The 22,485-nt window shown below is 71.8% G+C and carries 27 protein-coding genes; 1 reads left to right on the top strand and 26 read right to left on the bottom strand.

Annotated elements, in window-relative coordinates:
• Nucleotides 1-18: 18 nt before the first annotated feature.
• Nucleotides 19-600 (bottom strand): GNAT family N-acetyltransferase, encoded by a 582-nt coding sequence (locus tag ABD286_RS09135; RefSeq protein WP_344192384.1) that lies wholly within the window; start codon nt 598-600, stop codon nt 19-21.
• An 85-nt stretch (nt 601-685) separates the two neighbouring features.
• On the opposite strand from ABD286_RS09135, the gene ABD286_RS09140 reads away from it, so the two are divergent.
• On the top strand, nt 686-1,078 hold the full coding sequence (locus tag ABD286_RS09140; protein WP_344192386.1) for a hypothetical protein: 393 nt from the start codon (nt 686-688) through the stop codon (nt 1,076-1,078).
• 43 nt (nt 1,079-1,121) lie between these two features.
• Here ABD286_RS09140 and ABD286_RS09145 read toward each other — a convergent pair whose 3' ends face one another.
• The 25 genes from ABD286_RS09145 to ABD286_RS09265 form a co-directional block, all read right to left on the bottom strand.
• Nucleotides 1,122-1,439 (bottom strand): hypothetical protein, encoded by a 318-nt coding sequence (locus tag ABD286_RS09145; RefSeq protein WP_344192388.1) that lies wholly within the window; start codon nt 1,437-1,439, stop codon nt 1,122-1,124.
• A 1-nt stretch (nt 1,440) separates the two neighbouring features.
• On the bottom strand, nt 1,441-3,495 hold the full coding sequence (gene flhA, locus ABD286_RS09150) for a flagellar biosynthesis protein FlhA (RefSeq protein WP_344192390.1): 2,055 nt from the start codon (nt 3,493-3,495) through the stop codon (nt 1,441-1,443).
• A 53-nt stretch (nt 3,496-3,548) separates the two neighbouring features.
• Nucleotides 3,549-4,691, bottom strand: coding sequence for an EscU/YscU/HrcU family type III secretion system export apparatus switch protein (locus tag ABD286_RS09155; protein ID WP_344192392.1), 1,143 nt, complete (start codon nt 4,689-4,691; stop codon nt 3,549-3,551).
• Entirely contained in the window at nt 4,688-5,461 is a 774-nt protein-coding gene (locus ABD286_RS09160) for a flagellar biosynthetic protein FliR (protein WP_344192394.1), read from the bottom strand. Before ABD286_RS09160 ends, ABD286_RS09155 begins: the two co-directional genes overlap by 4 nt.
• Nucleotides 5,461-5,730 carry a flagellar biosynthetic protein FliQ gene (locus tag ABD286_RS09165; RefSeq protein ID WP_344192396.1) on the bottom strand — a complete coding sequence of 90 codons (270 nt, stop codon included), beginning with the start codon at nt 5,728-5,730 and terminating at the stop codon, nt 5,461-5,463. Before ABD286_RS09165 ends, ABD286_RS09160 begins: the two co-directional genes overlap by 1 nt.
• A gap of 11 nt (nt 5,731-5,741) precedes the next feature.
• On the bottom strand, nt 5,742-6,665 hold the full coding sequence (gene fliP, locus ABD286_RS09170; protein ID WP_344192398.1) for a flagellar type III secretion system pore protein FliP: 924 nt from the start codon (nt 6,663-6,665) through the stop codon (nt 5,742-5,744).
• Nucleotides 6,658-7,479 carry a flagellar biosynthetic protein FliO gene (locus ABD286_RS09175; protein ID WP_344192400.1) on the bottom strand — a complete coding sequence of 274 codons (822 nt, stop codon included), beginning with the start codon at nt 7,477-7,479 and terminating at the stop codon, nt 6,658-6,660. Before ABD286_RS09175 ends, fliP begins: the two co-directional genes overlap by 8 nt.
• Nucleotides 7,476-7,871 carry a flagellar motor switch protein FliN gene (gene fliN / locus ABD286_RS09180; RefSeq protein WP_344192402.1) on the bottom strand — a complete coding sequence of 132 codons (396 nt, stop codon included), beginning with the start codon at nt 7,869-7,871 and terminating at the stop codon, nt 7,476-7,478. The genes ABD286_RS09175 and fliN overlap by 4 nt, the downstream gene beginning before the upstream one ends.
• A 29-nt stretch (nt 7,872-7,900) precedes the next feature.
• Nucleotides 7,901-8,773: a flagellar motor switch protein FliM gene (locus ABD286_RS09185; RefSeq protein WP_344192405.1), complete on the bottom strand. Its 873-nt coding sequence runs from the start codon at nt 8,771-8,773 to the stop codon at nt 7,901-7,903.
• Nucleotides 8,774-9,018: 245 nt separating this feature from the next.
• Nucleotides 9,019-9,486 carry a flagellar basal body-associated FliL family protein gene (locus ABD286_RS09190; RefSeq protein ID WP_344192408.1) on the bottom strand — a complete coding sequence of 156 codons (468 nt, stop codon included), beginning with the start codon at nt 9,484-9,486 and terminating at the stop codon, nt 9,019-9,021.
• A 1-nt stretch (nt 9,487) separates the two neighbouring features.
• Nucleotides 9,488-10,399: an OmpA family protein gene (locus ABD286_RS09195; RefSeq protein ID WP_344192410.1), complete on the bottom strand. Its 912-nt coding sequence runs from the start codon at nt 10,397-10,399 to the stop codon at nt 9,488-9,490.
• Nucleotides 10,396-11,169 (bottom strand): motility protein A, encoded by a 774-nt coding sequence (locus ABD286_RS09200; protein WP_344192412.1) that lies wholly within the window; start codon nt 11,167-11,169, stop codon nt 10,396-10,398. Before ABD286_RS09200 ends, ABD286_RS09195 begins: the two co-directional genes overlap by 4 nt.
• Nucleotide 11,170: 1 nt before the next feature.
• Nucleotides 11,171-11,422, bottom strand: coding sequence for a flagellar FlbD family protein (locus tag ABD286_RS09205; protein WP_344192414.1), 252 nt, complete (start codon nt 11,420-11,422; stop codon nt 11,171-11,173).
• Nucleotides 11,423-11,638: 216 nt separating this feature from the next.
• Nucleotides 11,639-12,883, bottom strand: a complete 1,245-nt coding sequence (locus tag ABD286_RS09210) for a flagellar hook protein FlgE (protein ID WP_344192417.1) — start codon at nt 12,881-12,883, stop codon at nt 11,639-11,641.
• Nucleotides 12,884-12,910: 27 nt separating this feature from the next.
• Nucleotides 12,911-13,381, bottom strand: a complete 471-nt coding sequence (locus tag ABD286_RS09215; RefSeq protein WP_344192419.1) for a flagellar hook assembly protein FlgD — start codon at nt 13,379-13,381, stop codon at nt 12,911-12,913.
• An 8-nt stretch (nt 13,382-13,389) separates the two neighbouring features.
• A complete protein-coding gene (locus tag ABD286_RS09220; RefSeq protein WP_344192421.1) occupies nt 13,390-15,048 on the bottom strand; it encodes a flagellar hook-length control protein FliK in 1,659 nt (552 codons plus the stop codon).
• Nucleotides 15,045-16,118, bottom strand: coding sequence for a transglycosylase SLT domain-containing protein (locus tag ABD286_RS09225; protein WP_344192423.1), 1,074 nt, complete (start codon nt 16,116-16,118; stop codon nt 15,045-15,047). Before ABD286_RS09225 ends, ABD286_RS09220 begins: the two co-directional genes overlap by 4 nt.
• A complete protein-coding gene (locus tag ABD286_RS09230; protein WP_344192425.1) occupies nt 16,115-16,513 on the bottom strand; it encodes a hypothetical protein in 399 nt (132 codons plus the stop codon). Before ABD286_RS09230 ends, ABD286_RS09225 begins: the two co-directional genes overlap by 4 nt.
• Before the next feature lie 26 nt (nt 16,514-16,539).
• Nucleotides 16,540-17,838 (bottom strand): FliI/YscN family ATPase, encoded by a 1,299-nt coding sequence (locus ABD286_RS09235; RefSeq protein WP_344192427.1) that lies wholly within the window; start codon nt 17,836-17,838, stop codon nt 16,540-16,542.
• A complete protein-coding gene (locus ABD286_RS09240) occupies nt 17,835-18,506 on the bottom strand; it encodes a FliH/SctL family protein (RefSeq protein ID WP_344192429.1) in 672 nt (223 codons plus the stop codon). Before ABD286_RS09240 ends, ABD286_RS09235 begins: the two co-directional genes overlap by 4 nt.
• A complete protein-coding gene (gene fliG, locus ABD286_RS09245; RefSeq protein WP_344192431.1) occupies nt 18,490-19,509 on the bottom strand; it encodes a flagellar motor switch protein FliG in 1,020 nt (339 codons plus the stop codon). Before fliG ends, ABD286_RS09240 begins: the two co-directional genes overlap by 17 nt.
• Nucleotides 19,509-21,098 (bottom strand): flagellar basal-body MS-ring/collar protein FliF, encoded by a 1,590-nt coding sequence (fliF, locus tag ABD286_RS09250; RefSeq protein WP_344192433.1) that lies wholly within the window; start codon nt 21,096-21,098, stop codon nt 19,509-19,511. The genes fliG and fliF overlap by 1 nt, the downstream gene beginning before the upstream one ends.
• Entirely contained in the window at nt 21,095-21,397 is a 303-nt protein-coding gene (fliE, locus tag ABD286_RS09255) for a flagellar hook-basal body complex protein FliE (protein ID WP_486352067.1), read from the bottom strand. Before fliE ends, fliF begins: the two co-directional genes overlap by 4 nt.
• Nucleotides 21,394-21,792 carry a flagellar basal body rod protein FlgC gene (flgC, locus tag ABD286_RS09260; RefSeq protein WP_344192439.1) on the bottom strand — a complete coding sequence of 133 codons (399 nt, stop codon included), beginning with the start codon at nt 21,790-21,792 and terminating at the stop codon, nt 21,394-21,396. The genes fliE and flgC overlap by 4 nt, the downstream gene beginning before the upstream one ends.
• Complete coding sequence (locus ABD286_RS09265) at nt 21,792-22,148, bottom strand: flagellar basal body rod protein FlgB (RefSeq protein WP_344192441.1); 357 nt, start codon at nt 22,146-22,148, stop codon at nt 21,792-21,794. Before ABD286_RS09265 ends, flgC begins: the two co-directional genes overlap by 1 nt.
• Nucleotides 22,149-22,485 lie beyond the last annotated feature (337 nt).

A 22,485-nucleotide genomic window follows, 5' to 3' on the forward strand; every position in this document is an offset into this window, starting at 1 on the left:
GTCACCGCGTCGCCCAGCTCAGCGCAGCTCCCAGTCCTCCCGGCGCAGCTCGTACTCGACCTCGCCCTGCTCGCTCCCCGGGATCGGGTCGTCGTGGTGCTCGTGGAACGCCCGGGCGAACTGCATGCCGATGCTCGTCATCGTGGCGCGCGACCCGGCGTTGACCGCCATGGTCTGCGCGAAGACCCGGCTCAGCCCGACCACCTCGAACCCGTGGCGCACCAGCTCGCGCGACCCCTCGCTGGCGAAGCCCTGCCGCCAGTGCCGACGCATCACCCGGTAGCCCAGGTCCGCCTCCCCGGGGACCCGCTCCTGGCTCGGGCCGTGCGGGGGCGTGAGCATCCAGAGCCCCACGAACCGGTCCCGCTCGGAGCCCTCGACCCCGCGCAGGAACCCGACCCACATGCCCAGCCCGTCGACGACCCTGCCCCGCAGCAGCCGCTGGTGGTGGTTGCGCTCGACCTCCTCGCGCGTCCTGGCGCGCGCCCACAGGTAGCGCAGCACCTCGGCGTCGGAGTCGAGCTCCACCTCCAGCTCGAGGTGCTCCTCGGCGAGGGGGACGAGGTCCAGCCGCTCGGTCCGCAGCAGAGGTTGGGGCATCCCCCCACCGTGCCGCACGACGGGCCCCGGGTCGACCGCGTTTCGCGACCCGGCGCCGTACCCGGGTGCGTCGTAGGCTCGACGCATGATCACGGTGGAGCTGGCGCGCAGCCTCGGCGAGGGTGGGGTGCTCTGGGAGCCCTCGCCCGGCGACCGGTTCACCATCGACCAGCCGAACGTCGTCGGCGAGGTGTTCTGGATCAGCCACCTCACGATCGACGTGCACACCTTCAAGGGCCAGCCACTGCTCGGGTTCAATGGCACGACCGAGTGGGCGCTCGACTCCGTCACCCTCGACACGGCCCTGTGGCTGCCTCGCGAGGACCAGCTGCGCGAGCTGCTCGGCGACCGGTTCGCCGGCCTGCGCCGCGACTCCGACACGTGGGTGGTCGAGGTGGGTGGGCCGGACGGTTCGGCGACGTTCACCGACGCCGACCCCGAGTGCGCCTACGCGCAGGCGCTGCTCAGCATCGTCTGACCGAGGTCAGGACCGCCACCCAGCGACCGGGTATGCCGCGTGGTCAGCCCGCGGGCTGGACCGCCGGGGTGCCGATGGAGGTCGTGGTCTCGGTGACCTCGGGCTCCTCAGGAGACCGGTGCACCGGCTCACCGGTGCTCGGGCCACCGGCCGCAGGCATGGTGCCGATCACGACAGCGGTGCCGACCATGGCGAACAGCAGCGCGCAGCCGAACCGGATGAGCGCCTCGTTGACGGACAGGTTGCCTCGCATCACGAGGAACGCCGCCGGGGCGAACAGCATCGCGCCGAGCAGGACGCTGGACTTGAACCGGCCGGAGCCGTTCGACGCGGCCGGTGCGGGGCGGGACTTCTTGGCCATGTCAGGACACCACGCTCTCCACGACGTCGACGACCCCTGCCGTGGTCAGGCGCAGGTGGCCGCCGAGCTCTGAGTAGGCGAGCACCGCGAGCTGCGGTGCCCCGGGCTCGACGAGGCGGCGGACCGCTCGTCGCAACGGCTGGGCGCAGACGAGGACGGGCTGGACACCCGACTGCTCCGCCTGCTGCGAGACGCGCACGGCCTCGGTGGCCAGGCGCTCGGCGAAGTACGGGTCGACGAGGAGCTGGACACCGTTCTCGCCGCCGCGCAGGGACTCGAGCAGCCGCTGCTCGAGGCGGGGCTCGAAGGTGAGGACGTGCAGCTCCCCGCCCACGGCGTGGGACGACGCGATGGCCGGGCCGAGCGCGAGTCGGGCAGCCTCGACGAGTCCGTCGGGGTCGGTGCTGACCCGGGCCCGCAGGGACAGCGCCTCGAAGATCCGGACCAGGTCACGGATGCCGACGCTCTCGGCGAGCAGTCCCTGGAGCGCGCGCTGGACCTCGCCGAGGGTGAGCGGCGTGGGCGTCATCTCTTCGACGACGGCAGGGTGCGTGGACCGGACCGCGTCGACGAGGAGCTTGACGTCCTCGCGACCGAGCAGCTCGTGGGCGTGCTGGCGCACCATCTCCGCGAGGTGCGTCGTCACGACCGACGAGCGGTCGACGACGGTGGCCTCCACGGCCTCGGCCCGGCCACGCTGGTGCACCGGCACCCACTTCGCCTCGAGGCCGAACACCGGCTCGCGCGTCGGGGTGCCCTCGAGCGCCGCCAGGTTGTCGCCGATGGCGAGCACCATGCCGGCCGGGGCCTGGCCGCGCGCGATCTCGACGCCGTGCAGGCGGATGGCGTAGGTGTGCTGGGGCAGGTCGATGTTGTCGCGGGTGCGGACCAGCGGGATGACGATGCCGAGCTCGTGGGCGAGCTTGCGGCGCAACGCCTTGACCCGGTCGAGGAGGTCGCCGCCGGCGCTCGCGTCGACGAGGCCGATGAGGTCGTAGGCCAGCTCGAGCTCGAGCGGCTCGACGCGGATGTCGTGGGCGAGCACCTCCGGGCTGTCGGCGGACGGCCCGGGTGGCAGGGCGGCGGCCGCTGCGCGTTCGTCGGCGGCCTCCTTCTCCCCGGCCTTCGGCAGCTGCCGCGCGATGAGCAGGGCGGCACCACCGACGAGGAGGAAGGGCAGCTTGGGCAGGCCGGGGATGAGGGCCAGGGCGCCGACTGCCACACCCGCGAGCTGGATCGGCTGGCGCTGGGCGCCGAACTGCGCGACGAGGTCGCTGCCCATGTCCTGCGCGGTCGTCGCGCGGGTGACGATGAGGCCGGTCGACATCGACATGAGCAGAGCGGGGATCTGCGAGACCAGGCCGTCACCGACGGACAGGAGGCTGTAGGTGGCGACGGCGTCGCCGATCTCCTGGCCCTTCTGGACGACACCGATGATGAGGCCGCCGATGAGGTTCACGAGGGTGATGACGATGGCGGCGATCGCGTCGCCCTTGACGAACTTTGAGGCACCGTCCATCGCACCGTAGAAGTCCGCCTCCGCGGAGACGTCCGCGCGGCGGCGACGGGCCTCGTCCTCGTCGATGAGTCCCGAGTTGAGGTCGGCGTCGATGGCCATCTGCTTGCCGGGCATGGCGTCGAGGGTGAAGCGGGCTCCGACCTCGGCCACGCGCCCGGCGCCGTTGGTGATGACGACGAACTGGATCACCACGAGGATGATGAAGATGACGAGGCCGACGACGATCGAGCCGCCGACGACGAAGTGGCCGAAGGCGTCGATGACCTTGCCGGCGAACCCGTCGAGCAGGACCAGGCGGGTGGCGCTGACGTTGAGGGCCAGCCGGAACAACGTGCCGATCAGCAGCAGCGACGGGAAGACCGCGAAGTCCAGCGGTCGCTTGACGTTGAGGGCCACGAGCAGGATGAGCACCGAGAACGTCAGGTTGATCGCGAGCAGCATGTCGAGGACGACGCTCGGGAGCGGGATGACCATCATCACGACGATGGCGACGATGCCCGCGGGGATGCCGATCTTGCCGATCCGGTTGTTCTTCATCGGACCTCGGCGTGCGCGGGGGGAAGGACGACAGCTGCTGTCATGGCAGGCTCCTATCGGCCGATCTCGCGGGCACCTGAGGTTTCGACCACAGGCGTGGGGGCCGGGCGGGCGGCACCGGGGTTGCGGTGGAAGCCGCTCGCCGCACCCCGCTGGCGCAGGCCCATGACGAACACGAAGACCCCGGCCACGGCGTCATACAGGTCGGCGGGGATCTCCTGCCCGATGGTGCAGCTGCGGTAGAGCATCCGCGCGAGCGGCACGTCCTCCACCAAGGGCAGCCGCAGGGCCGAGGCCTCCTCGCGGATCTTGGCCGCGGCGAGCCCGGCACCCTTGGCGACGACGCGGGGCGCACCCAGCCCGGGCTTGTAGGCCAGGGCGACGGCGACGTGGGTCGGGTTGACCAGCACCAGGTCGGCCGACGACAGGTCGGACATCATGCGGTTGCGGCTCATCTCGCGCTGCTTGCCGCGGATCAGGCCCTTCTGGAGGGGGTCGCCCTCGGAGGACTTGTTCTCCCGCTTGATGTCCTCGAGGCTCATCTTGAGGGAGTTGCCGATGCGCCGGCGCTCCATGACGTAGTCGGCCGCGGCGAGCACCAGGCCGACGGCGGCGATCACCCGCAGGATGCTGATGGCCGCGTCGGCCGCCGCCCCGACCGAGGCGCCGAGGGACCACTGGCCGCTGGTCGCGATCTGCTCGGTGATGGTCTTGACCGCGTGGTAGCCGATCCAGCCGAACACCACGAACTTGAGCAGCGTCTTGACCAGCTGCCAGGCCGCGTGGACACCCACGAGGTTCTTCAGGCCCTTGCCGGGGTTGAGGGTCTCGAACTTCGGCTTGAACTTCTTGGCGTAGACACGCAGCCCGCCCTGGGCGGCGTTGCTCACGATGGCCGCGACGACCATCGCCCCCATGAGCGGACCGAGCAGGAGCAGGCTGTGGATCCCGGCGGAGCGCATGACCTGCATGGCGATGTCGGGGTCGGGCTCGACGATGACCCGCTGGAGGTCGCCGAGCAGGTCGCGGAAGAGGTCGGCCAGGCCACGGACCAGCGGCGGCACGAGGACCGAGGCGATGAGGACGGCGACCCACGCGCTGAGCTCGGCGGTGCGCGGGATCTGGCCGTCCTTCTTGGCCTCCTGCTGCTTCTGCGGAGTCGGCTTCTCGGTCTTCGACGCCTTGTCACCGCTCATGAGCGCGTCCCCATCATCTGGGCCACCGACACCATGTCGCGGGTCGCCTGGTCGAGGAGGCGGCTCACGGCACCCGGGAGCAGCGAGAACGTCACCCCGGCCAGCGAGATGGCGAGCAGGATCTTCACGGGGAAGCTCATGGCGAAGATGTTGAGCGTCGGCACGGCCCGGCTGATCAGGCCCAGGGCCAGCTCGGACAGGAAGAGCACGACGAGCACCGGCGCCGCGATCTGCAGCGCGCCGGCGAGGAAACGGCCGAGGTCGTCGGTCACCAGACGGGCCAGGTCGCCGATGGCGAGGGGCCGCAGCGGGACCGTCTCGAACGTCATCATCAGGCCGCGCACGAGGATCAGGTGGCCGTTGGCCGCGAACAGCAGCGTGATCGCAAGCAGCTGCTGGATGCGTCCGAACATGCTGCTCGACACGTTGGAGAGCGGGTCGTAGAGGCTCGCGAGGGTGAAGCCGCTCGCGAGGTCGAGGAGCTCGCCGGCGGCCTGGACGACCGCGACGGCGATCTGCACGACGAACCCCATCGTGGCGCCGACGGCGACCTGCCACAGGGTGGCCCCGAGGAGCGAGGGCAGGTCGAGCTTCGGCGGGCTGCCGAGGTTGGGCAGGATGCAGAGGGCGAGCGCGAACGCGAGGGCGGCCTTGATGCGCGCCGGGACGGACCGGCTGCTGAACGGCGGGGCGATGGCGAAGAAGGCCGACATGCGGACCGTGGCGAGGAGCAGCACCACCAGGGTGTCCGCCGACAGCGAGGCGCGCATCAGCTCAGCAGCTGCGGCAGCATCGTGAACATCGCCTTGGTGAACGCCACCGTCTCCTGGAGCATCCAGTGACCCGAGACGAGCAGGACCACGGCGACGCCGAGGAGCTTGGGGACGAAGCTGAGGGTGACCTCCTGGACCTGGGTGACGGCCTGGAGCAGCGAGATGGCGAAGCCGATGCCGAGCGCCACCAGCAGCACGGGCATGGAGAGCTTCGCCGCCAGGATCATGGCCTGGAGGCCGATGTGCACCACGTCGGAGTCGGTCATCGTCGTCCCCCTCAGTGGTAGCTCTGCACGAGGGCGGTCGCGATGAGGCTCCAGCCGTCGACCATGACGAAGAGCAGCAGCTTGAACGGCAACGAGATGAGGGCAGGCGGCAGCATCATCATGCCCATCGACATGAGCACCGAGCTCACGACCACGTCGATGACGAGGAAGGGGATGAAGACGACGAACCCGATGATGAAGGCCGACTTGAGCTCGGACAGGACGAAGGCCGGGATGAGTGTCGTGAGCTCGACGTCGTCCGGGGTGGCCGGGGCCGCCTGGTCGCTGAGCTTGACCATCGTCGCCAGCTCGGCCGGGCGGGTCTGCTTCATCATGAACTCGCGCAGCGGCTTCACGCCGGCGTCGAAGGCCTGGGTCTGGGTGATCTCGCCCTTGAGGTAGGGCTGGACGCCGGAGTCGTTCATCTGCGACAGGACCGGCGACATGATGAACAGGCTGAGGAACAGCGCCAGCCCCGCGAGGACCTGATTCGGCGGGATCGTGGTGGTGCCCAACGCGTTCCGCGTCAGCGACAGCACGACGATGATCTTGGTGAAGGACGTGCAGAGCACGAGGAGCGCGGGGGCGACCGACAGCACCGTGAGCAACAGGATGATGCTGATCGTCTGGCTGGGCTTGCCCAGGCTCGGGTCGACCTCGACGGAGACGCCGCCGGCCCCGGTGGTCGGGGTGGCGGTGGGGGTCGGCTGCGGGGTGACGACGGCGGGGACGGCGAACGAGGTCGACGTGACCCCCGTGACGGCGACCGAGGACGTCACCGAGGACGTCACCGATGACGTCACCGAGGACGTCACCGGGGTGGCGGCCTGCGCACCGGAGCCCGCGAGCGCGACGGCGGCCAGCGTCAGCAGGACGACGGCGAGGACGCGCCGCGTCCACCGGAGGAGCGCGGGAGCCGTGAGGGCCTCAGCCACGGCGGCTTCGGCCGGTCGCGGACAGGACCACGGCAGCGGCGTTCCAGGGCCACCCGGTGGGGGCGGCGGCCGCGCGACGGGCGGAGCGGGAGTCGGTCGGGGGGACGATCGTGCGGGACTGGCGCGGCTGGCGGGACTGGAGGCCAGGGAGAGAAGGGAGACCCTGGCGGCTCTGACGACCCTGGCGGGCCTGACGGGTGGCCGCAGCGGCACGGGCGGCCCGCGCGGAGCTGCGCGTCGCCATACCGGCCTCGATGAGGGCGCGACCCTCGGCCTCGGCCCACGTGGTGGACCGGACCGCGGGCGGGGCGACGGACGCTGAGACCGCCGCGGGCAGGGCGGTGAGGGACGGGGACGCCACCGTGGCCCCGGTGGCCTCGGTGGCCGACGGGGCGAAGGCAGCAGAGGCCGGCACCCCAGCGGTGGGCACGGCGGCAGGCACGGCGGTGGGCACGCCGGTGGGCACGTCCGCGGGCACCGCTGCCCCGGGCTGCGGAGCGATGGAGGGCACGACGGACAGCGGGGTCGAGGGGCGGACGAGGTCCTCCTCGCCGAGCTCACCGAGGACGGAGACCCCGCGCTCGGTGACCCCGAGGACCATCACCTGCGAGCCGACCTTGACGACCTGGAGGGTGGAGTTCTTGCCCAGGGAGCGCCGGGTGAGCACCTCGACGTCCACGGCGGAGCGACCCGGGCGGCCCGAGCCGATGCCGCGCTTGGAGGCCCAGCGGGCGAGGGCGACGAGCAGCACCAGGACGACGGCGAGTGAGACGAGCAGGCGGATGACCGCCAGCACGACCGACCCATCGGTCATGCGCGCGCCCGGCCGTCCGCCTCGGCGGTGACGACCTCGGTGATGCGCACGGCGAACTCCTCGTCCACGACGACGACCTCACCGCGCGCCATCAGCGTGCCGTTGACGAGGACGTCGACCGGGCCGCCGGCGGCGCGGTCGAGCTCGAGGACGACACCGGGGGCGAGGGAGAGGACCTCCTGGACCTTCATCCGGGTGCGGCCGAGCTCGACGCTGATCCCCATCTCGACGTCCCGCAGCAGGTGCAGGCGGCGCGGGTCCACGTCGGCGAAGGGCGAACCGCCCACGAGCGGCTGGAACGCCGCCGCCGGAGCCGTGGCGTCGTCGACCGGGGTGTCGGCGACCGCCGCGTAGGAGGCGTCCTCGACGGGGGTCTCGGGGTACGACGTCATGGGATGTCCTTCGGTGGGGGCGGGGTGGTTCACGGGGTGACGATCTGGGCGGCGAGCCGCTTGCCGTGGCTGCCGGGGGTGGCCGAGGCGACGGTGACGCCGTCGGCGGCGACGAGGAGGGGCTCGGTGACGGGGTGGCGCAGCGGGACCACGTCGCCCACGGCGAGGGAGAAGACCTCCGCCGACGTCAGCGTGACCTCGCGGAAGGAGACGGTCACGTCGATCTCGACCTGCTGGAGGCGCTGCTCGACGGTGCGGGCGGCTGCGGCGACCCGGCTGTCGGCGGCCGCCTCGGCGGAGGCCTGGTCGACAGAGGCGAGGATCGGCTTCAGCGTGGCCAGCGACATGCACAGGGTGGCCGTCGCGGCCTGGTCGCCGATGCGGACCTCGACCTCGGTGGCGACCACGGGGTCGGCGGGCGCGGCGATCTGGAGGAACTGGGTGTTGGACTCGAGGGAGTCGAGGTCCGCACGGACCGACGCGAGCGTCTCGAACGCATACGTCAGCTCACCGGCCACCCGCTGCACGAGGTCACGCACGAGCGTCGTCTCGATGTCGCTGAGCGCACGGATCGGCTGGACCCGGCCACCGGCGCCGCCGAGCAGGCGGTCGATGACGCTCATGACCACGCCCATGGGCAGCTGGAAGAGCGCGGAGCCGGGCTGGCTCTCGAAGGTGAGCACGGCCAGCAGGCTTGGGTTGGGCACGGTGCGGATGTACTCGTCGTACGTCACCTGGCGCACGGAGACGACGCGGGCGAAGACGACGGTCCGCAGGGTCGTCGAGAGCACCGTCGACAGCTGACGGGCGAAGGTCTCGTTCGCGACCTGCAGGGCCCGTACCCGCTCACGACTGAGCCGGCCCGGACTGCGGAAGTCGTAGGACAACGGCTCGGCACTCACGAGCCACAGATCGGCATGCCGGGACCCCACCTGAGGCTTTGTCCGGATACCAGCCGAACGGACGACCCCACGCGGGTGCGGTGGAGCGTCCCGCCCCGGCCGGGGACCGCTACCGCGGTCGGGCCGGGTGACCACCGCCGTCGGGTGCGGCGGTGCGGGTGGAGCTGTACGGGTGGGGGCGCGCGAGCGGGGGGATGGACCTCGCGCGTCCCCACCCGGGTCGGTGGGTGACCGGCGTCAGCGGGTCACTGCATGACGAACTCGGTGAGGTACACCTTGAGGACCTCGCCCTCGTAGCGGTGCTTGACCTCGGTGTCGAGCGCCTTGCGGGCGGCTTCGCGGCCCTTGGGGGCCAGGAGCTGGGCGTAGGTGCGCTGGCCGAAGATGCCGATCGCGGCGTCACGGGCCTTGGCGCCGTTGAACTCCTCGCCGCCGTGCCCCCCGGCGCTCGCCTCCTCGGTGAGCTGCAGGGACAGCCCGACCTTGAGGAAGCGGCCGTCGGAGAGGTTCAGCGTGAGCGGCTCGAGGTCGACGACGGACCCGGGCACCGGCTCGTGGGCCTCGGCCTCCCCCGACGGCTTCAGGAAGAAGAACCAGCCGGCGCCGGCCACGACGAGGACGGCCACGACGATCATGATCAAGGGCTTCTTGCCCTTGCCCTTGGGCTCGGGGGCGGCGGCCACGGGGGCCGGCGCGGTGGCGGTGGCGGACATGTCAGTCTCCTGGCAGGGCGGGGATGGACGAGGCGGACTTGGTCGTCGTCTGCTGCGACGACTCGGGGATGGCGTGGACGACGATCGCGACCCGGCGGTTGCGAGCGCGTCCCTCGGTGGTGGCGTTGGAGGACAACGGGCGCTGGTCGGCGTACCCGGCGGCCGAGACCCGGGCCCCGGCCACGCCGCGGGAGAGGACGTAGCGCAGCACGGTGGTGGCGCGCTCGGTCGACAGCTCCCAGTTGGAGGGGAAGTGACCCGAGATCGGGACGTTGTCGGTGTGCCCCTCGACGGTGAGCTCGTTGGGCAGGGTCCTCAGGATCGGGGCGACGGCGTCGAGGACCTTGCGCCCCTCGGGCCGCAGGGTGGCCTCGCCGGCGTCGAAGAGGACGCGGTCGGTGACGACGTTGACGACCAGGCCGTGGTCGCGGACCTGGAACTGCACCGACCCGGAGAGCCCCTTGGCCGCCAGCGACTTGGCGATCTTGTCGCGGATGGCCGTGAGGTCGTCCTTCTGGGACTTGCCCGTGCCGGCCCCGGCACCCTTGCCCGCGCCCAGCCCGGCATCCGTGCCGGCACTGGGTGAGGTCTTGGGGACGAGGACGGGGACGATGTTCTGCGGGGGGACCGGACCGATGGCCTTGCTGTCGGGCTGGCCCTGGACGCCGCCGTTGAGGATGCCGGTGGAGGAGGACACGGCCGTGGGCTCACCGAAGTACTGCTCGAGGCCGTTGGACAGGGCGATGAGCTTGGCCTGGTCGACCTGGCTGATCGCGAAGAGCACGATGAACAACGCCATGAGCAGGGTGATCATGTCGGCGTAGCTGAGCAGCCAGCGTTCGGCGTTCTCGTGCTCGGCCTCCTCGTGGTCCTCGGCGCGCCGGCGGCCACCGCCGCCGGGCCGCGAGCTCACGCCGCTTCCTTGGCCAGGTCCCCGCCGTCGCTGGCGAGGGCGGCGCGCAGGCGCTTCTCGACGACCCGGGGGCTGGTGCCGGACTGGATCGCCAGGACGCCCTCGAGCAGCAGCTCCATGTGGGCGATCTCCGCCTCGCTGATGCGCTTGAGCTTGCTGGAGATCGGCAGCCACATCGCGTTGGCGCTCATGACGCCCCACAGGGTCGCGACGAACGCGCTCGCGATCAGCTCACCGAGCTTCTCCGGCGCGCCGAGGTTGCCCAGGACGTGGATGAGGCCGATGACGGTGCCGATGATGCCGATCGTCGGGGCGTAGCCGCCCATGTCGGCGAAGAACTTGATGCCGAGCTTGTCACGCTTGCGACGCGTGGAGATCTGGGTGTGCAGGACGTCGTAGATCTCGTCGGCGTCGGTGCCGTCGACGGTCATCTCGATGCCGTCGCGCAGGAACGGGTCCTCGATGCTGCGGGCCTTCTCCTCCAGCGCCAGCAGGCCTTCGCGGCGGGCGACGTCGGCCATGGCCACGAGCTCCTCGACGACGGCGTCGCTCTTGGGCTCCTTGACGGTGAACGCGCGCATGAGCTGCTTGCCGATGATGGCCATGTCGGTGATGAAGCCACCGGCCATCGCGGCGCCGATGCTCCCGACGAAGACCAGGATGATCGGCGGCAGCAGCAGGATGGACGTGGGCGAGGCGCCCTCCATGATGAGGGAGGCGACCACCGCCACGAAGATGACGACGATGCCGAGCAGGGTTGCGATCTCCATGTCACACGTCCGAGTCGGGGACGGCGTGGAGGGTGGCCCGCTGAGAGGGCGAGTGCTGGACGAAGTCGGCGGCAGAGATGACCGCGGCGCGGAAGTCGCGCACCTCGGCCACGACCTGCTCGACCGACTCGGTCACCACGTACCGCGTCCCACCCACGAGGGTGATGACGGTGTCGGGCGTGGCCTCGACACGTTCGATGAGGTCGGGGTTGAGTGCGAAACAGGTGCCGTTACGGCGCGTGACAGCGATCATGGTGCGTCCATCCTTGGGTCCAAACACGCGCAACCATCCGTGGTGCGCACTTCTCTCATCGGCAACCCCGCGGCATACCTGAGGTCTGTTCCCTCCCCGCTTTGTGCCAGTTCCGCGGCGGGTATGGCGCCGGGCACGGCGATGGGCACGGCGATGGGTGGTGGGGCGCGGCTCTCCCGCACCCCACCACCCGTGGGACCTCCTGAGCCGACCGGCTCAGCGCTTGAGGTTGACCAGGTCCTGGAGGATCTCGTCGGAGGCCGAGATCACGCGGGAGTTGGCCTGGAAGCCGCGCTGGGCGACGACGAGGTTGGTGAACTCCTGCGCGAGGTCGACGTTGCTCATCTCGAGGACACCGCTGTTGAGCAGGCCGCGGCCGCCGCTGCCGGCGATGCCCACCTGGGGCTGACCGGAGTTGGCGCTGTTGCGGTACATCGAGTCGCCGGCCTTCTCGAGGCCACCGGGGTTGGCGAAGTTGGCGACGGCCACCTGGCCGAGCTTCTCCGTCAGGCCGTTGGAGAAGACACCGATGAGGACGCCGTTGGTGTCCATGGTGAAGCTCTGCAGCTGCCCCATGGTCGTGCCGTCCTGGGTGCGGGCGGCGGCCGAGCTCTGGCCGGCGTACTGCGTCAGCGGGGTCTGGTCGCCACCGATGGTCATGGTGACGTTGGCGCCGAAGGAGTACCCGGCCGTCCCCATCGCGGCGCTGCTCAGCGTCATCGTGTCGGTGTTGAACTTCTCCGTCGCCGGGTTCCACGTGAGGTTGGTCGTGCCGACGGTCACCGGCGAGCCGTTGCTGCCGGGGACGGTGGTCGTCGCGGTCCAGGCGTTGGCGGCGGTCTTGGTGTAGGTGGTCGTGGCCGGGACGGTCCGACCCTGGCCGTCGACGATGTCGATGCCGTGGGTGACGGTGGCGCCGACCGCGGCGTCGGCCGGCAGGTTGCCGCCGAGGTCGATGTTCGCGGTCTCCTTCGGGGGGAGCACCTGGCCGAACGGCAGGCGCAGGCCCGTCGTGGAGGTGTTGGTGTCGATCCGGCCGTTGGCGGCGGGCCACCCCTGGACGGTCGCGCCCTCGGGCGTGGTCAGGTTGCCGAGGGCGTCGAAGGAGAACGCGCCGGCGCGGGTGTACATCGTCTGGCCGTCGCGCTGGACCACGAAGAAGCCGTCACCCTGGATGGCCATGTCGCCCTGGCGGCCGGTCACCTGGGTGCTGCCCTGGGTGAAGTTCGTCGTGATGCCGGCGACCTTGACGCCGAGGCCGACCTGCGCGGCGTTGGTGCCACCGCCGCCCTGGGCCGCGCCACCGGAGTTGCGGATGGCCTGGCTGAGGGTGTCCTCGAAGACGGTCTGGCTGGACTTGTAGCCCGTGGTGTTGACGTTGGCGATGTTGTTGCCGATGACGTCCATCATCGTCTGGTGGCTGCGCAGACCGGAGACGGCGGAGAAGAGCGAGCGAAGCATGTTCAGTCCTTTGCGGGGTGTGAGGGGTTAGGACGCGGAGGGGGAGGTGGCGGTGCCGACCTCGGAGACGGTGCTGAGCGGCACCTCGGTGTCGTTCACGATGAGCTTCGGCCCGGCAGCGGTGAGCTTGACCGAGTCGACGGTGCCGCTGGCGGTGGAGCTGCCCACGGAGTAGGTGACGCGCTGGCCCACGAGGGTCAGGGCGTTGAGGCTGTTCTGTCCCGCGATCACCGCGGCGTTCTGCTCCACCAGCTCGTGGAGGGTCTCGACCATCTGCATCTGCGCGGTCTGCGCCATGAAGGCAGCGCTGTCGACCGGCTTGCTCGGGTCCTGGTACTTCAGCTGCGCGACGAGGAGCTTGAGGAACGCGTCCCCGGTCATCTCGTTGCTCGCCGAGCTCGTGGAGGTCCCCTGCGTCGCACCAGCCGTGTTGGCCGCCGCCTGGGCGTTGAACGCCGCGGCGGTCGCCGCGGGGTTCGAACCGATCGGGATCGTCATGGACGGACTCACATTCTGACGTCGAGGGCGACGTCGCTGGGCAGGGATCGGGAGGTGGGGTTCGGGGTGGCCGGACCGGTGTCGGCACCGCGGTGCCCCGGTATGGCGCCGTGCCCGGCTCGCGGTGCAGCTCCGCTCCCGGCGCCGGTACCGGAACCGGCACCTGCTTGGCCGAACAGGTCGGGCGAACCGGACTGGACGTCCATGCCCGCCGTGCGCAGACCGGTCTGCTCCAGCTGGGCCCGGAGCTCGGGCAGGCCCTGGCGCAGGGTCTCGCGGGTGGCGGCGTCCGCGGCGACGAGGTGAAGGGCGACCTCTCCCCCGCTCAGGGTGAGCTGGACCCGGACCTTGCCGAGGTTCTCGGGCTCGAGGTGCACGGTGACCTGGTGGGTGCCGTCGGGCGCGGTGAACATCGGGGACATCGCGTTGAGGACCTGGGTCTGCGGGGGCAGCGGCACCACGGGGTTCGCGAGGGGGGCCGTCGTGACGGGGACCGCCGACGCCGTTCCCGTGGTGGGGGCTGTCGGCACCGTGGCAGCAGCGGCGAGGTCGACACCGGTGGGCACGGCGCTCGCCGGGGCGAGGACGGGGCTCGTCGCGACCGCCGTCACAGGGATGCTGCCGACGGTGGTCGCGTCCACGGACGTCGTGACCGCGGTGAGGCCGTCGGTGCCGGCCGGGGCGGTGGCGCCTGCGGCGTCGGTGCCGAGTCCGGCCCGCGCTCCCGCGCCGCCGAGGGCGGGCGGACGGCCATGGACGAGCGTGGGCACGAGCGCACCGTCGCCCTGGCCGCTGCCCGTCTGCCCGGCTCCGGTCCCGTCGGCGCCTGCCTGTCCCGAGCCCGCCGTGGCGGTAGGGGTGGTGGACGGGCCCGTGGTGGTGCCCTCGGTGGTCGGCTGGGAGGTGGACGTCGAGCTCGCGGCAGCCTGCCCGGCCGCCTGGCCGACGGCCTGCGTGCCGACGGCCGAGCCGGGGGCGCCGGACGTGCCGGCAGGGGTCGACACAGCGGTAGTGCCGACGGAGTCGGTGGGCGTAGCGGCCGCGTGGCCGACATCGGTCGCTGCCGAGCCCTCGGCCTGGGTGGCCGGCGCCACCACGGTGGCGGGGGCCGCCGACGCGGCGGTGACCGAGCCGGCGCTCGACGAGACGCCGTCGACACCGGGGGCAGCGGCACCGGAGCCACCTGCGGGCGAGGTCGTGGGACCGGCGGGCACCGCGCCGCTCGCAGCCGGAACGGTGGCCGCCGACGCGGCCGAGGACGCGACCTGGGCGGCGGGCTGCTGCACCGGCTGGGGCTCGCTGCCCGAGGACGGCTGCGACGCGGGAGCGACCTCGGTCGAGTCCTTCCCGGACGGACGGTCGGGACGCTCGAACACGGTGTCCACGACCGGGCGTTGGCTCCGCTCGCTCACCGCGGAGCGATCGCGGGGGTCCGCGGGGTCGCTGCGCTCGTGCACCTGGCGCTCGTGCACGGGGCGCTCGTGCACGGGGCGCTCGTGCACGGGGCGGGGGTGCGTCGAGCGGGTCTGGCCCGGGCGGCCGGAGTCGAGCTGGGAGCGGATGGCGACCTCGAAGCTCGCCCCGTCGTCCGAGGCGGCACTGCGCCCGCCGGGCTTCGCGGGGGCCACCGCGGCAGGTGCCGGGATGGTCACGTCGACGCGACTCATGCCGCTCCTCCCATGTAGCCGATGACCTTCTGGACGTACTGCTGGGTCTCCCGGTAGGGCGGGACACCGCCGTAGCGCTGCACCGCACCCGGGCCGGCGTTGTAGGCGGCGAGCGCCAGGGACGTCGAACCGAACCTGTCGAGGTGGCTGGCGAGCAGGCGGGCCGCACCGTCGATCGCCTGCGCCGGGTTGCGCGGGTCCACGCCGAGGCCGCGGGCGGTGGCCGGCATGATCTGCATGAGCCCGATGGCCCCGGCGTGGCTGACCGCGGAGGGGTTGAAGCCGCTCTCCGCCTTGGCGACCGAGGTGAGCAGGGCGACCGGGACGTCATACCGCTGCGCGGCACTGGCGAACAGGCTGCGGAACTGTGCGGGCACGTCGGAGGCCACACCACGCGTCGAGACGCCGGTCGCGGAAGACGCGGCGGAGGCAGCCGCCGAGGTCGTGAACGACTGCTCGGCGGGGGCGGCGATGCGACGGATGGCCGTGGGGGTCTTGTAGACGTCCTGGATCTTGACGTCCTGGCCGGCCCGGGGGGCGACGAGCATCTTGTGGTCGCCCACGTAGATGCCGATGTGGTCCACCGGGCTGCCGAAGGCGAGGAGGTCGCCCGGCTGGGCCTGGTCGAGGCTGGGGACCGCGGTGCCCATCCGCGCCTGGTCGGCGGCGACCCGCGGCAGGCGCACACCCACGTCGGCGAAGGCCCGCTGCACGAGGCCGGAGCAGTCCAGGCCCTTGGCCGGGTCGGTGCCGCCCCAGACGTAGGGGACGCCGAGGTACTTCTTGCCGGCCTCGACGGCGCGCGCGCCGACGTCACCGCTGGTGCTCGTGGTCGGGAAGCTCTGGACCCCCTGCGACTGAAGGGCTTTCGCCTGGTCCAGGACGGTGCCCAGCACCTGGTCGAAGGACGCCGGGGCCGAGCCCGACGTGGTGGTCGCCGAGCTGGTCCCGGCTGCGGCGCTGGTGCTCGCCGCGCTCGAGGTGGAGGTGGGGGCCACGACGGTGAACCGGCTCTGGATGGCGGCGATGCGGGCGAGGGCGCCCGCGGGGCCGACGGTGTCGATGCTCATGCCAGCACCCGCTTCAGCGCGCCGGCGCTCTCCTCGGCAGCTCGCTGGTCGGAGGCGAGCAGCTCGCGCAGGGCGATGAAGTCCTCGCGCTCGACGAGGCGCTCGAGGCCCGACGTGCGGGTCATCGCCTCGGTGAGCAGGGCACGGGCACGGTCGGACTCGCCCACGGCCATCTCGTGTCGGCTGCTGGTCACGGCGACCTGCTCGGCGCGACCACTGGCGAGGGCGCGGGCGGCGACGAACGCCGCTGCACCGACCACCCGGGGGGACGCGTCGACGTCGGCGTACCGCTGGCGGGCGGCGTCCGCGTGGCCCTCGGCAACGGCGGCGTCGGCGAGCGCCCGGGCGAGGTCCGCCTGACGGCGCTCCTCCTGGATCTTTCGCACCTTCAGCACGACGGCAAGGCGGTCACGGCGGGCACTCACAGCGCACCTGCCAGCTGGTGCAGGGCCGACCAGCTCTGGCCGAGGTCGGCGATGTCGTCGAGGTCCTGGCGCAGGAACAGGTCGATCGGGGCCGAGAACTGCAGGGCACGGTCGACCAGCGGGTTGCTCCCGGCGACGTAGGCACCGATCTCGACGAGGTCCTTGGCGTCGCGGCGGGCTGCGAGCAGCTGGCGCAGCGAGGAGACCGCGGCGCGCTGCGGGCCGTCGGTGAGGGCGCGGGTGGTGCGCGACACGGACTCGAGCACGTCGATGCAGGGGAAGTGGCCCGAGGTCGCGAGGCGGCGGTCGAGGACGATGTGGCCGTCGAGGATGGAGCGGACCGAGTCGGCGACCGGGTCGTTCATGTCGTCGCCCTCGACGAGGACGGTGTAGAGGCCCGTGATGCTGCCCGTGTGCGAGGTGCCCGCACGCTCGAGCAGGCGCGGCAGCAGCCCGAACACCGACGGCGGGTAGCCCCGGGTGGCCGGCGGCTCGCCGGCCGCGAGGCCGACCTCGCGCTGGGCCATGGCGACACGGGTGACGCTGTCCATGCAGAGCAGGACGTCCTGGCCCTGGTCGCGGAACCACTCGGCGATGCGGGTGGCGGTGAAGGCCGCGTGGAGGCGCACGAGCGCGGGCTCGTCGGAGGTCGCCACGACGACGACCGCGCGGGCCAGGCCCTCGGGTCCGAGGTCGTGCTCGACGAACTCGCGGACCTCACGGCCCCGCTCGCCGACCAGGGCCAGCACGCAGACCGGGGCCTCGGTGCCGCGGACCATCATCGAGAGCAGGCTCGACTTGCCGACGCCGGAGCCGGCGAAGATGCCCATGCGCTGCCCGCGCCCGCAGGGCACGAGGGTGTCGATGGCGCGGATGCCGAGGCCGAGCTGGGTGTCGATCCGGTCGCGGGTCATCGCCGGCGGCGGCGTGCCGTCGGAGGTCTCCCACGTCACGTCGGTGAGCTCGGGGCCACCGTCGATCGGGCGACCGAGCGCGTCCACGACCCGACCGATGAGCCCGGCGCCGACAGGGACCCGCAGGGGGCCACCGGTCGAGGCGACGACCGCACCGCGGCGCACACCGCGCAGGTCGGAGACGGGCAGGCAGCGGGCGGCGTCGCCGTCGAGGGCGACGACCTCGGCGAGGATCGGTCCCTGGTCGCCCATGACCTCGACGGCCTCGCCGACTGCGACGTCGAGGCCGGAGACCTCGATGCCGACACCGAGGGCGCGGGTGACGCGGCCGGTGACGCGCGGGCGGGCCGCGCGCAGGATGTCGTGGAGCACGGCGGTCATCGCGACAGCACCTCGCGGACGCGGACGAGCGCGGCGCCGATCTGGGCGTCGATCGTGCGGTCGCCGATGTCGACGACGCAGCCGCCGCGCTCGACGGTGGGGTCGGGGACGACCTGCACGGCGCAGCCGGGGGCGAGGTCGGCGATGGACTCGGGGGTGAGGTGGGTGTCGCCCGGGTTCAGGTGGACGGTGACGTCCGAGCCGCGGGGGATGTCGGTGAGTGCGCGCTCGACCGCGTCGCGGGCGGCGCAGTCGTCGACGAGCAGGTGGTGGCCGACGAGGGCCTCGGCGATCTCCACGGCCATGGGCACCGCGGCGGCACACAGGTCGCGCACCGTCGCGGACGCGGCGGCGTCAGCGACGGCGGCACGCAGCGACTCCAGGGTCGCGGCGAACTGCAGCCGGCGCTCGGCAGCCTCGGCCTCCTCGCGCTCCTGGGCCGCATGGAGCCAGGCCTCCTGCTCGCGGACGGCCTGGCGCACGCCCTCCTCGTAGCCGGCCTCGCGGCCCTCCTCGAACTGGCGGGCCGTCTCGGACAGGGCCCCGGAGCCGAGGACGGCGCTGGAGCGGGTGAACTGACGGGAGGTGAACAGGGCCGGCCGGACAGCGGTTGTGGCGGCACTGCGCAGCAGCACGGTCGAGGGGCGCAGGTCAGAGGACGAGGTCATCGCCGCCACCTCCCCGGGAGACGATGATGTCGCCGGACTCCTCGAGCGTGCGGATGAGGCGGATGATGGCCGCCTGGGCCTCCTCGACCTGCTTGAGGCGGACCGGGCCCATGACCTCGATCTCCTCGACGAGGCTGGCGCCGGCACGCTCGGACATGTTGCGCGTGATCTTGTCGCGCACCTCGGGCGAGACCCCCTTGAGCGCGAGCGCGAGGGCCTTGGTGTCGGCCTGGCGCAGGATGGCCTGCACGGCGCGGTCGTCGAGGTTGACGATGTCCTCGAACATGAACATGTGGGCGCGGACCTCTTCAGCGAGCTCGGGGTCACGCTGCTCGAGTCCCTCGAGGATGAGGCGCTCGGTGGAGCGCTCCGAGCTGTTGATGATGCCGACGAGCGGGCCGAGCCCACCGACGGAGGAGTAGTCCGAGCTCTGGACGAGGTTGGCCAGCCGGCGCTCGAGGTGGCCCTCGACCTGGCGGACGATCTCGGGCGAGGTGCGGTCCATCACCGCGAGGCGGTGGGCCACGTCGGCCTGCATGTCCTCGGGCAGGCCGGACAGGACGATGGCCGCCTGGTCCGCCGACATGTGCGCGAGCACGAGGGAGATGGTCTGCGGGTGCTCGTCCTGGAGGTAGGTGAGCAGCAGGCGCGCGTCGACGCGGCGCAGGAACGAGAACGGCGTCTGGGACAGGGACGTCGACAGCCGCGAGAGCACGTCCTTGGCACGCTCGGGGCCGAGCGTCTTGACGAGCATCTCCTCGGCGAGCTCGAGGCCGCCCTGGACGTAGTACTCCTGGGCGTTGACCATCGAGGAGAACTCCCCGAGCACGAGGTCCTGGGTGTGCAGGTCCGCACCGTCCAGGCGGGCGATCTCGGCCGTGAGGGCCTCGACCTCGCTGGGACGCAGGGACCGCAGCACGTGCGCGGAGTCCTCGCTGCCGAGCTGGACCAGCAGCACGGCGGCCTTGCGGAGCCCGGTGAGCTCCGTGGTCATCACGGTCATCAGCTGCCTTCCGCGATCCAGCCGCGCAGGAGGCGGGCCACGTCGTCGGGACGCTCGCGCGCCAGGGTGCCGATGGCCTCACGGGACTGCGCCCGCTGCTCCCCCGCCGTCTCGCGGTGGGGCAGGACGTTGCGCTGCTCGGCCTGCTCGAGGAGGGTGTCGACCGGCGCCGGTCCGGTGGGGACGCGGTAGACCTCGATCTCCTGCGGGGCAGCAGGGCCGGAGCGGCGGCGCGAGCGGATCAGGCCGATGATCAGGGCCAGCAGGATGAGGACGCCGAGGCCGACGGTCTTGCCGAGGCTGATCATGTCGGCGCGCTTCTTGTCGGCAGCTGCCGCCTCGAGCTCCTTCTGGGCCGACGCCGCGGCGGTGGTGTCGAAGGCCATCTGGCTGACCTCGACGACGTCACCGCGCTTGGGGTCCAGGCCGGCAGCGGCCGAGACGAGCGAGCTGAGCTGCGTGGTGTCGACGGAGCCGGCCGACTTGGCGTCGAGCAGGACGGCGACCGACAGCCGCTGGACCTTGCCCGGTGCCGTCGTGGTCTTCTCCTTGAGGGTGCCGACCGCGTTCGTCCGGGTGCTGTCCTCTTTGACGTAGTCGTTCTTGCCGGTGCCGTTGGTCGTCGTCCCGACGTTGTCGGGGCCGAGGACGCCACCGACCGGGGTGCCCCCGCCGGTGTAGCTCTCCTTGCTCTTGGTCTCCGTCAGCGTCGTGCCCGGCTTGGTGGGGACGTACTCCTGGCGGTCGATGGTCTGCTCGTCGAAGTTGAGGTCGGCGTCGACGCGGACCACGGCCTTGCCGGGACCGACGACCTTGTCGAGCATCGACTGGACGGCGGCGGCGGTCGCGTTGGCGACGGCGAGCTTCTGGGACTGGCGGGCGTCGGCACCGGCGGCGCCGCCACCACCCTCACCGGCGGCGTTGAGGACCTTGCCGCTGGCGTCGGCGACGGTGACCTGCTCGGGGTCGAGCTTCGGCACGGAGCCGGCGACGAGGTGGACGATCGAGTCGACCAGCGTGGAGGACAGCGTCGTGCCGGCCGAGGTCTTGACGAGGACCGAGCCGGTGGGCTTGGCCGCGTCCGTGGTGAACACGTCGTCCTGGGGCACGGCGAGGTGGACCACCGCGGCCTGGACGCCCTCGATCGACTCGATGGTCTTGGACAGCTCGCCCTCGAGGGCCCGCTGGTAGGTGACCTTCTGCTGGAAGTCGCTGCTCGTCATGCTCTGCTTGTCGAGCAGCGAGTAGCCCTGCGAGTTCGAGTCGCCGGCCGGCAGTCCCTCGCCGGAGAGGGTGATGCGGGTCTGGTAGACGTCGGCCTGCGGGACCATGACCGTCTGGCCGCCGTCGGCGAGCTCGTACGGCTCGCCGGACTCGGTGAGCTTGGCGGTGATGGCCGCGGCGTCGGTGGAGCTGAGGCCGGTGAAGACGGGCGCGTAGCTGGGCTTGCCCACCCAGGACACGAACATGACGCCGCCGACGACGACGGCCAGCGCGGCCACCGCGGTGACGACGCGCTGCCCCGGCGTGAAGCCGCCGAACAGCTTGCTGAAGCGGCCCAGGAGGGCCTTCGGGTCGAAGCCGTTCACATCGGCATCCTCATGATCTCGGTGAACGCCTCGACGGCCTTGTTGCGCACGGCGACGGTCAGCTGGGTGGCGACGGCCGCTTCATTCGCGGCGATCGTGTACTGGTGCACGTCCTGGAGCTGACCGGTGACCGCCTGGACGGCCATCTTGTCGCTCGTCTGGTGCAGGGAGTTGAGCTTCTCGATGCCCTGCTCGAGGGCGTTGCTGAACCCGGCGGGGTTCGCGGCAGCCGTCGGCGCGGTCGCGGTGACCGGCGGCAGGCTGCCGATCGCGGAGATGGGAGGGATGACCATGGTCAGCGGCCCAGCCCGATGGCCTGCTGGTACGCCGCCTGCGCCCGCTCGACCACGGCGAGGTTCGCCTGGTAGCCGCGCTGGGCCATCATCAGCTGGGTCATCTGGTCGCCCATGTCGATGTCGGGGAGACGGATGTAGCCCTCGGCGTCGGCCAGGGGGTGGTCGGGCTGGAAGACCATGCGGCCCTCGGCGTCACCGAACTGCACGCCGGCGACCCGGACACCCTCGGGCTTGCCGTACTCGCCGGCCTCCGCCACGACGTACCGCGCCTGGAAGGCGTTCTCGTTGGACGGGCGGACCGTGTTGATGTTGGCGATGTTGTCGGAGACGGCGTCCATCCACTTGCGGTGCAGGACCAGACCCGAGCCGGCGATGTTCATCGCCCCGAAGATGCCCATCAGGCGCTGCCGAGCGCGATGCGCATCCGCTGGAAGTGGTCGGTCATGGCCTGGACGCCGAGCTGGTAGGTCAGCCCGGTCTCAGCGCCGGCGAGGGTCTCCTCGTCGAGGTTGACGTTGTTGCCGTTCTCGCGGGTGGGCTCGAGGGAGCGCTGCGCGGTCGGGGTGGCCACCGAGGGGTCCTGCCCGTTGCCGAGGGCGGCGATGAGGCTGCTCTCGAAGTCGACCTTGCCGGCGAGGAAGCGGGGGGTGTCGACGTTGGCGATGTTGTCAGCGATGGTGCGCTGCCGCAGGGACAGACCATTGAGCGCCTGCCCGAGGGCACGCATCGTGGTGTCGCCGATCGGGTCGATCATGGCTCTCCTGGATGGCAGGTCAGCGCGCGTGGGGGCGCGTGACAAGGACACGTCGTGGTGGTGCCACACGTCCTTGGCGGCGATGGCCATCCATGGCCAGTCCCCACATCGGCATCGCCCTCACCGACCTGAGCGCGAAACGCCGTGGGGGCCGAAGATCAACCGTTCGGGCCATCCCCGACGAGCCAGCCGGGGGAAGTCGGCGCAAACGGTGCCATCAGGAGGGCACCGCACGGTATGGCGCCATGCACCGTCCAGTCGCGACCGCCGGACCGCACGGCGCAGCCGCGAGCCGCGAGGTGCGGGTGCCCAAGGGTGCCGTGGACGGGGCAGCAGC

Source organism: Pedococcus aerophilus (assembly GCF_039532215.1).
GTDB lineage: Bacteria > Actinomycetota > Actinomycetes > Actinomycetales > Dermatophilaceae > Pedococcus > Pedococcus aerophilus.

Coding starts and splice junctions, on each gene's coding strand:
- ABD286_RS09235 (WP_344192427.1), bottom strand. CDS start 17,838: ATGACCGCCGTGCTCCACGACATCCTGCGCGCGGCCCGCCCGCGCGTC.
- ABD286_RS09205 (WP_344192414.1), bottom strand. CDS start 11,422: ATGATCGCTGTCACGCGCCGTAACGGCACCTGTTTCGCACTCAACCCC.
- ABD286_RS09200 (WP_344192412.1), bottom strand. CDS start 11,169: ATGGAGATCGCAACCCTGCTCGGCATCGTCGTCATCTTCGTGGCGGTG.
- ABD286_RS09145 (WP_344192388.1), bottom strand. CDS start 1,439: ATGGCCAAGAAGTCCCGCCCCGCACCGGCCGCGTCGAACGGCTCCGGC.
- ABD286_RS09175 (WP_344192400.1), bottom strand. CDS start 7,479: ATGACCGATGGGTCGGTCGTGCTGGCGGTCATCCGCCTGCTCGTCTCA.
- ABD286_RS09160 (WP_344192394.1), bottom strand. CDS start 5,461: ATGCGCGCCTCGCTGTCGGCGGACACCCTGGTGGTGCTGCTCCTCGCC.
- fliN (WP_344192402.1), bottom strand. CDS start 7,871: ATGACGTCGTACCCCGAGACCCCCGTCGAGGACGCCTCCTACGCGGCG.
- ABD286_RS09210 (WP_344192417.1), bottom strand. CDS start 12,883: ATGCTTCGCTCGCTCTTCTCCGCCGTCTCCGGTCTGCGCAGCCACCAG.
- flhA (WP_344192390.1), bottom strand. CDS start 3,495: ATGAAGAACAACCGGATCGGCAAGATCGGCATCCCCGCGGGCATCGTC.
- ABD286_RS09225 (WP_344192423.1), bottom strand. CDS start 16,118: ATGAGCATCGACACCGTCGGCCCCGCGGGCGCCCTCGCCCGCATCGCC.
- ABD286_RS09190 (WP_344192408.1), bottom strand. CDS start 9,486: ATGTCCGCCACCGCCACCGCGCCGGCCCCCGTGGCCGCCGCCCCCGAG.
- ABD286_RS09135 (WP_344192384.1), bottom strand. CDS start 600: ATGCCCCAACCTCTGCTGCGGACCGAGCGGCTGGACCTCGTCCCCCTC.
- ABD286_RS09215 (WP_344192419.1), bottom strand. CDS start 13,381: ATGACGATCCCGATCGGTTCGAACCCCGCGGCGACCGCCGCGGCGTTC.
- ABD286_RS09265 (WP_344192441.1), bottom strand. CDS start 22,148: ATGATCGACCCGATCGGCGACACCACGATGCGTGCCCTCGGGCAGGCG.
- ABD286_RS09155 (WP_344192392.1), bottom strand. CDS start 4,691: ATGAGCGGTGACAAGGCGTCGAAGACCGAGAAGCCGACTCCGCAGAAG.
- ABD286_RS09140 (WP_344192386.1), top strand. CDS start 686: ATGATCACGGTGGAGCTGGCGCGCAGCCTCGGCGAGGGTGGGGTGCTC.
- fliG (WP_344192431.1), bottom strand. CDS start 19,509: ATGACCGTGATGACCACGGAGCTCACCGGGCTCCGCAAGGCCGCCGTG.
- ABD286_RS09240 (WP_344192429.1), bottom strand. CDS start 18,506: ATGACCTCGTCCTCTGACCTGCGCCCCTCGACCGTGCTGCTGCGCAGT.
- ABD286_RS09220 (WP_344192421.1), bottom strand. CDS start 15,048: ATGAGTCGCGTCGACGTGACCATCCCGGCACCTGCCGCGGTGGCCCCC.
- flgC (WP_344192439.1), bottom strand. CDS start 21,792: ATGGGCATCTTCGGGGCGATGAACATCGCCGGCTCGGGTCTGGTCCTG.
- ABD286_RS09165 (WP_344192396.1), bottom strand. CDS start 5,730: ATGACCGACTCCGACGTGGTGCACATCGGCCTCCAGGCCATGATCCTG.